This window comes from Nodularia sp. UHCC 0506, assembly GCF_034931045.1.
In the GTDB taxonomy this organism is placed as follows: domain Bacteria; phylum Cyanobacteriota; class Cyanobacteriia; order Cyanobacteriales; family Nostocaceae; genus Nodularia.
Genome location: NZ_JAYGHH010000027.1, coordinates 54,863 through 62,942 on the forward strand (window position 1 = coordinate 54,863; position 8,080 = coordinate 62,942).

Genomic DNA, 8,080 nt, shown 5'->3' on the forward strand with positions numbered 1-8,080 from the left:
TTAGAATGCAGAACGGCGGCATTCGCTATCAGTCTTGGCGCTACTACTGCCCATCCAGACCTTGTAAACTTTTTTCCGTCCGCCTCAGACTGATGCCGCCACTGGCGACAGGCCGATGTTATCTTTGGAGTTCTATGTCTTTTTCTAATCTCGGCTTGTCCAATGAAATTATCCGTGCTGTCACTGAGTTGGGGTACACTAAACCCACACCAATTCAAATTCAGGCTATCCCTGCTGTCTTGTCGGGTGGTGACTTGTTAGCTGGAGCGCAAACTGGTACAGGAAAAACCGCCAGCTTCACTCTGCCACTTCTGCATCGGTTGTCAAACCACACCCCTAAAAGTACGGCTCATGGATACCCGGCAATTCGGGCGCTGATTCTCACCCCCACTCGTGAACTCGCTGCACAGGTGGAATCAAGTGTACGTGATTACGGCAAATATCTGAATTTGAACACAATGGCGATGTTTGGGGGGGTCAGTATTAATCCCCAAAAACGGACTTTAAAGGGTCGTGTAGATATTCTGGTTTCTACCCCAGGGCGATTGTTAGACCATGTGCAGCAAGGGACTGTGAATCTCTCACATATTGAGGTTTTGGTGCTGGATGAAGCTGACCGGATGTTAGATATGGGTTTTATTCGTGATATCCGTCGCATCCTCTCGCTTCTGCCTAAACAACGTCAAAATTTATTATTTTTCGCCACCTTTTCGGATAAAATCAAAGCTCTGGCCACTGGGTTGCTCAATCACCCGACGATGATTGAAGTGGCACGTCGCAACGTTACCGCCGAGACGGTGGCACAGAAGGTTTACAAAGTAGATCGTGACCGGAAACGCCATTTATTAGCCCACTTGATTCGGCAAGATAATTGGTATCAAGTGTTGGTGTTCACCAGGACTAAATATGGTGCTGACCGTCTGGTTAAGCAGTTGGGCGAAGACCGGATTCAAGCATTGGCTATTCACGGTAATAAAAGTCAGTCGGCGCGTACCCACGCTTTGGCAAAATTCAAAAATGGCAGTTTACAGGTATTGGTAGCGACTGATATTGCCGCCAGAGGTCTTGACATCAGCGAACTGCCCCATGTAGTCAATTTTGATCTGCCCAATGTCCCAGAAGATTATGTTCATCGCATTGGTCGCACTGGTCGCGCTGGTGCGTCAGGTGAAGCTATATCTCTCGTATCTGCCGATGAATACAATTTGCTGGGAGATATCGAAAAACTGATTAAACAACGCTTACCTTTTGAAGTGGTGGCTGGCTTTGCCAGCAATGTTCCTCACAAGAAGCCTGAATCTATTTCAGATGGACACAAGCCCAGAAGATCCAACGATAGCAAGGGTAAGGCTGGCTCTCATGGGAAACCGTTGTCACCACGCAATGCTACAGGAGGCAAAAATTCTGCATCCCGCCGTGGGGTTAAACGCGATCGCTGATCAAGAGTATGGTGGGGATGAGAAATTGAGAGCAGGGGGGCAGGGTGCAGGGAGCAGGGGGATGAGAAATTAGAGACTTCCAAATAATAAAATATCCCGTCGTTTTGAGAGCAGGGGGAGGAAAATTTTAGTGGCAGAAATTTGGATCAACTTTTTTGTGGAGTTCTCTTAGCGTTTTATACGCCAGGGAGATGGATTGTTGATTATAGTTACCAGAATGGCTAAAACTCGGTTGTAAGTTCCATAAAGTTCTCTGCTTGTATTAACATCTAAATAACCACATTTCACAGCAAATTTTAGCTAAGTTTGGGTTTCTTTTGTAGCTTACCTGTATAATTTTATTGACAATACTTTGTATTAATGCTCAAATAAATTTTAGATACTATTGCAAATAATAACCATATAAATGGGAGTTTTAAGGTTGTGGTTTATGGAGCGATCGCCAAAGGCTTTAGTGAGCGACTTACGATTACGAAAAGGAGGCGATCGCCTGGTATTAGCAACATTTGTTCTATGTGTAGGGCTACTGCTAGTTACAGGAATTTCTCTGTCATTTGGTTCAGTGGCCATGACTCCCAATCAGTTGTGGTTAGCACTAATCCGTCAAGGTGATCAACTCCATCAAACAATTCTTTGGGATTTGCGTTTACCTCGCACCTTAGCTGCCCTGCTGGTGGGTGCAGCCTTGGGAATGTCAGGCTCATTATTACAGGGAATGCTACAAAACGGACTAGCCAGCCCCTTTTTGCTAGGCATTTCTGCTGGTGCAGGTTTAGCGGCTGTGGCCATGCTGAGTTTAGGATTATTGCAGACTTGGGTTCCTTTAGGGGCTTGGCTGGGAGGTCTATTGACAACTATTATGGTTTACCTTCTAGCTCGCCGTTATGATGGAATTTCCGTAGAACGCTTGATTTTAGGTGGGGTTGCAATTAGTTCGTTATTTGGTGCGATTCAATCTGTGCTGTTATTAATGGCTGAAGATGGTCAAATCCAAGCAGCTTTAAATTGGTTAATTGGTAGTTTAAATGGACGTGGTTGGAGTGAATTAAAAATCTCAGGTTCTTATATTAGCATCGCCTTGTTATTTGGATGCTTGTTAGCCCGTGCTGTTAACTTGTTGAACTTGGGTGAAGATATAGCCAAAGGGCTAGGTGTTTCAGTATTGCGATCGCGCATTTTGATTGGTGGTACAGCTACACTATTAGCAGCCGGAGCAGTGAGTATAGGTGGCTTAATCGGTTTCGTCGGTTTAATTGTTCCCCACGGAATTCGTTTAATGGTGGGTAGAAATTATCAAGTAGTTTTACCACTAAGTGCCATTGGTGGGGCGTTAGTTCTCAGCTTTGCAGACTTACTGTCACGCCTGGGTGCTGTAGAACTTCCTGTAGGTGCTGTCACTGCCTTACTGGGTTCGCCTTTCTTTATCTATTTACTATATAAGCGTCAGTCAAGAATTTAATAAATCTGGTGCGCCTAGTACCGCCGTGAAGTCAAAATTCAAAAAGCTTTTACGTTGGGCTTTTCATGGATTTTGAATGGTCTGTTTATTTACGCGGACTTGTACTAGTGCATAAATTTTCTGAATTAACAACTTAGTATTTTCTTAGGTTAAAAACAGTGAAACAACATCCTTTAATTTTCAGCATAGCTGTGCTGAACCTGTTTGTCATGCCCACAGCATTCGCTCAATCAAATAATATCAAATTGCTGAGTCAAGAGCCTGTTAATATTCCCATAAATCCAGAAGCAGAGGAAGAAGAAAAAGAAACTTGTCCTCCAGATTTTGACCCAGATAATCCAGATGAAGACAGAGAATTTGAGGATTGCGATCAAGCAGAAGATCAAGCAGAAAGCGAAAATGAAATTCAAACTAATGATTCCGATATAGAAATTACAGTTACAGGAACTCGCACCCCCAGAGCAATTATTGATTCAGTCGGTACAATTAGCGTCATTGATGATCAAAAGATTGAAAGAGATTTTATCCAAGATATCAAAGATTTAGTCCGTTATGAACCAGGAATATCTGTACGCGATCGCCCGGTGCGGAGTGGTATGGCTGGTCAGGGTAATTCTAGTATTAATATTAGAGGAATTGAAGGCAACCGCGTACTAATTCAAGTCGATGGTGTCAGAGTTCCAGATATTTACACTGCTAGCACCAGAGATTTAGTAGATTTCGACTCAATTAAAAGAGTAGAAATTATTCGTGGCCCTGCTTCTACTCTTTACGGTAGTGATGCTATCGGTGGTGTCGTCTCCTTTATTACTAAAGACCCAGAAGATTATTTGAGGGTTTTTAGTCGTCCATTTTATGTTAGTGGTAGGACTAGTTATAACACGGCTGACTATAGTTTTTCTCCCTCAGTGACATTAGCCGGAAAAAGTGGAAACTTATCAGGTTTATTACAATATACCCGCCGTGATGGTAGTGAAATGCAAAACTACGGCGGATTAACTCCCAACCCTGAAAGTTTTGATAGTAATAACTTTTTTACTAAAGTAGTTCTGGAACCAAACGAAAATAATATTTTCCGACTAACAGGAGAATTATTTGAGCGTAATATTAACACTCAAGTCAGGACTGCGGAAGGATTTAGTGGTTTTACTCGCACTACCACTGTTAGCCAAGTAGCTGATGATTCTAATAGTCGGGGACGCATTAGTTTAAGTCATGAATATACAAATCCTAACTTAAGCTCATTCTTGCAGTCAGTGCGATCGCAAATTTATTACCAAACTGCTGAAAGTACAGAAAATGTCCAAACTCGCACTATTAACAGCGCCAATCAGAATTTACGCCGCATCCTCGAAACTGGTTTTAATCAAGATATTATTGGTGGCGATGTACAATTTACCAGCAAATTTTTCACAGGAGATATCAGCCATCGCCTAGTATATGGTTTTGATTTATTTAACACTTCCACCAGTCGTCCCAGAGATTCCACATTATTTAATGAAACCCTGGGAACCAGTACAAAAAATGTTAGCGGTGAGATTTTCCCTAATAAAACTTTTCCTGATACCGACACTTTAAGAGGTGGAATTTACATTCAAAATGAAATTGAATTTGCTGATGGTCGTGTTACTTTAATTCCAGGAATTCGTTATGACTATTATCAACTAACGCCTTACACAAACGATGTTGCTTTTAATAACATCAACACGCAAAATTACCAAGTAGAAGGCTTTTCGGCTTCAGCCATTTCACCCAAATTAGGTATAATTGCCAAAGTCACCCCAGAAATATCATTATATGGACAATACGCCCGTGGCTTTAGGAGTCCACCTTATGATGATGCTGCGATCGCCTTTACCAATTTTAATTTTGGTTATACAATCTTACCAAATGCTGATTTAAGCCCAGAAACAGTCGATAGTTATGAAATCGGTATCCGAGCCAACTATCCTCAGTCTAGCTTCAGTCTCACAGGCTTTTACAATCGCTACGATAACTTTATTGATTCTAATGTAGAACTGGCTCCGGTTCTCATTGGAAATAGAGAATTACGCAGTTTCCAAGCTCAAAATATTAAAGGAGCCAGAATTTATGGTTTAGAAGCTAGAGGAGAATATCGCTTTAACGAATCCTTAGACGGTTTGAGCTTATTTGCAACCTTAGCCTATTCTGTAGGCGATAACTTAGAAACAGACCAACCTCTAGATTCAATTGACCCTTTTAAAGCCATTGTGGGGTTGCGTTATCGTTCACCCGCAGAAATTTGGGGTGGAGAAATCACCACTACTTTGGTAGCAGCTAAAGATAGAGTCAGTGACGAAAATTTCTTTCAACCCCAAGGCTACACAACTGTTGATATCCGATGTTTTTACAACTTTAACGAAAATACCACTTTAAATCTGGGTATTTTCAACTTGTTTAATCAGGGATATACAGAATGGTCTACTGTGCGGGGTGTGAGTAGCAGTGACCGTTTCTTAGACTTATACACCCAACCAGGAATTAACTTTTCAGCAAGTTTGAGTGTACGCTTTTAGGAAAGTACCTAGCAACAAAGAAAGCTATCATTCGCTCGTAGTTGCGCTTTAGCGCTAAAGCGCTAACTACAAACCATGACCATTTATTCAACCGAACGACAAATCAATACTATGTATCAAAAAAAAATTCTTTTGAGTTTAGCACTCTTGTTAAGTTTATTCTTAACCGCCTGTAATAATCCCACATCACAAGAACCACCAAATACACCTGCAACTTCAATTCAATCAACCAATAATAATCAACAACAACCCCAAATATCTGCTCAAAGAATCGTTGCTTTAACATCATTATCTGCTGATATTATTCGTCAACTTGACCAAAGTAAACTGGTGGGAATTACAGGTAGCAGCTTACTAAATAAAGACCCACGTTTTCAAGATATTGAGCGTGTTGCCCAAGGTCAAACTCCCCCTGATTTAGAAAAAATTATCGCCCTCAAACCAGATTTAGTCATTGGTGCAGAAGGCTTTTCTGATAAAACATTGCAACAAATAGAAAAACTGGGAATTGCGACCTTTTCCACCAAAGTAAATAGCTGGAACTCTCTTAAAGAACTGACTCAAACCCTAGCTGGTTTTATCGATGCAGATCCCACGCCATTATTAAACCGCTACGAAACTTTTTTACCCAATGATATTCAACCAACTGATTCTACTTTAGTGCTGGTCAGTCGCCAACCAATCTTAACACCAAATAAAAACAGTTGGGCGGGAGATTTATTAACACAATTCAAAGTAAAGAACCTAGCAGCAGAATTACAAAGTACCAGTCCTATTCGTGGTTACATTACACTGTCAGCCGAGAAAATTTTAGAAGCAAATCCAGAAACAATTATTTTAATTAGTCCCCCCCAAGGTGGTTCACAAACTGCACTTTTAGATTCCTTCAAAAAAGAAAGTTTCTGGCAAAATTTACAAGCTACAAAAAACAACCAAGTCTATGTATTTGATTATTACGGACTGGTGAATGCAGGTAGTATAGATTCCATAGAAAAAGCTACTCAGCAACTAAAACAAGCCTTATCTAGACAACAGCCAGGATAAAAGCTTGTAGTCCTCTCCATTTCCAGCGATCGCAACCATGAAAAGATCCATCGCTCTCAAAATCAACTACACTCAGAGTAAGACTGATTATTTGCAGCTTCTGTTATGTCCTCAATTATAGATTCTTTGCCACCTGCTCTCGCTAAAATCGTCCAGCGCTTCCAACGTGCTACAGAACCGAAGCGGCGCTACGAACAATTAATCTGGTATGCTCAGAAGTTGAAGGATTTTCCAGAAACTGGCAAAGTACCAGAAAATAAAGTTCCTGGCTGTGTATCTCAGGTTTATATCACCGCAGCCCTGGATGATGGTAAAGTTGTATACCAAGGCGATTCTGATTCCCAGTTGACAAAAGGATTAGTAGGGCTGTTAGTGGAAGGTTTAAATGGACTAACTCCGACAGAAATTGTGCAACTCACCCCAGATTTTATTCAAGAAACAGGTTTAAACGTCAGTTTGACACCTTCCCGTGCGAATGGATTTTTTAATATATTTAAAACCATGCAAAAAAAAGCACTTGAATGCAAGTTAGATTTGCCTAGCTAAATCAATGGAGTGTCAAGTTCCGTCTCCCTTCCTCTTTTGCGGGGTGGGGTGTGTTGATATTTTGATCACAATTAAAATTTAGCCTCATGTCAACCAATTTAGTATCAACCTATGATCCTGTAGGATTTGGTGGAGTAGTTCAAGAATATATCTGGAGTTGGGAAAACCAACCATTACGGATAATTTATGAAACCATTGGTACAGGTTCACCCCTGTTACTTCTACCAGCTTTCAGTAGTGTTTCCACCCGTGGAGAAATGGGTGAACTAGCTAAATTACTAGCGCCTCATTTTCAAGTTACAGTCTTAGACTGGCCAGGATTTGGACAATCTTCCCGTCCGAGTTTAAATTACCGACCTGAAATATATCAGCAATTTCTAGAAGATTTCGTCAAAACGGTTTTTCATACTCCCATGACTGTAGTCGCTGCTGGTCATGCTTCTACTTACGTGTTAAAACTCGCTGCTAAACAGCCCGATGTGTTTACCAAAATTTTGCTCCTAGCACCCACTTGGCGCGGCCCCTTACCAACAATGGGAGCAAATACACAGATAGCGGATTTTGTCAAGGGTTTAGTGCGATCGCCCATCATAGGACAAGCCCTGTACAAACTCAACACCACACCATCCTTTTTAACTTGGATGTATCGCCGTCACGTATTTACAGATGACGCTAAACTCACACCCAGCTTTATCGAGAAAAAATGGCAAACAACGCAAAAGCCAGGAGCTAGATTTGCATCTGCGGCTTTTGTCACAGGGAATCTTGATGCTATACAAAGACAATCTGATTTTCTCACACTTGTGCAATCCCTGTCTATACCCCTGATGGTAGTAATTGGCGAGTCCAGCCCACCCAAATCGAGACAAGAAATGAACGCTGTAGCCGCATTACCAGGAGTAAGAAGCGTCATAGTTCCCGGTTCCCTGGGACTACATGAAGAATATCCAGAACTTGTATTCACAGCAGTGCAAGATTTTTTACAATCTGCATAAACACCATATTTATCTGTGTGCATCTGCGTTCGATTATTCTTCCCAGCATATTGCACAATC

At 41.5% G+C, this 8,080-nt stretch carries 6 protein-coding genes; all 6 read left to right on the forward strand.

The window, feature by feature from the left end:
* Positions 1-134: 134 nt before the first annotated feature.
* Positions 135-1,439, forward strand: a complete 1,305-nt coding sequence (locus tag VB654_RS15510; protein ID WP_323214677.1) for a DEAD/DEAH box helicase — start codon at positions 135-137, stop codon at positions 1,437-1,439.
* A gap of 430 nt (positions 1,440-1,869) precedes the next feature.
* Entirely contained in the window at positions 1,870-2,898 is a 1,029-nt protein-coding gene (locus VB654_RS15520; protein ID WP_323214691.1) for an iron ABC transporter permease, read from the forward strand.
* 158 nt (positions 2,899-3,056) lie between these two features.
* The gene (locus VB654_RS15525) at positions 3,057-5,435 is read left to right on the forward strand and encodes a TonB-dependent hemoglobin/transferrin/lactoferrin family receptor (RefSeq protein ID WP_323214678.1); all 2,379 of its coding nucleotides are present in this window, start codon (positions 3,057-3,059) and stop codon (positions 5,433-5,435) included.
* Between the two features lie 111 nt (positions 5,436-5,546).
* Positions 5,547-6,479, forward strand: coding sequence for an ABC transporter substrate-binding protein (locus VB654_RS15530; RefSeq protein ID WP_323214692.1), 933 nt, complete (start codon positions 5,547-5,549; stop codon positions 6,477-6,479).
* A 105-nt stretch (positions 6,480-6,584) separates the two neighbouring features.
* Positions 6,585-7,025, forward strand: a complete 441-nt coding sequence (locus VB654_RS15535) for a SufE family protein (RefSeq protein WP_063872408.1) — start codon at positions 6,585-6,587, stop codon at positions 7,023-7,025.
* 86 nt (positions 7,026-7,111) lie between these two features.
* A complete protein-coding gene (locus VB654_RS15540; protein WP_323214679.1) occupies positions 7,112-8,020 on the forward strand; it encodes an alpha/beta hydrolase in 909 nt (302 codons plus the stop codon).
* Positions 8,021-8,080: the final 60 nt, after the last annotated feature.

Excerpts from the sequence above, each read along its gene's own strand:
- VB654_RS15510 (WP_323214677.1), top strand. The coding sequence starts at position 135 with ATGTCTTTTTCTAATCTCGGCTTGTCCAATGAAATTATCCGTGCTGTC.
- VB654_RS15520 (WP_323214691.1), top strand. The coding sequence starts at position 1,870 with ATGGAGCGATCGCCAAAGGCTTTAGTGAGCGACTTACGATTACGAAAA.
- VB654_RS15530 (WP_323214692.1), top strand. The coding sequence starts at position 5,547 with ATGTATCAAAAAAAAATTCTTTTGAGTTTAGCACTCTTGTTAAGTTTA.
- VB654_RS15535 (WP_063872408.1), top strand. The coding sequence starts at position 6,585 with ATGTCCTCAATTATAGATTCTTTGCCACCTGCTCTCGCTAAAATCGTC.
- VB654_RS15540 (WP_323214679.1), top strand. The coding sequence starts at position 7,112 with ATGTCAACCAATTTAGTATCAACCTATGATCCTGTAGGATTTGGTGGA.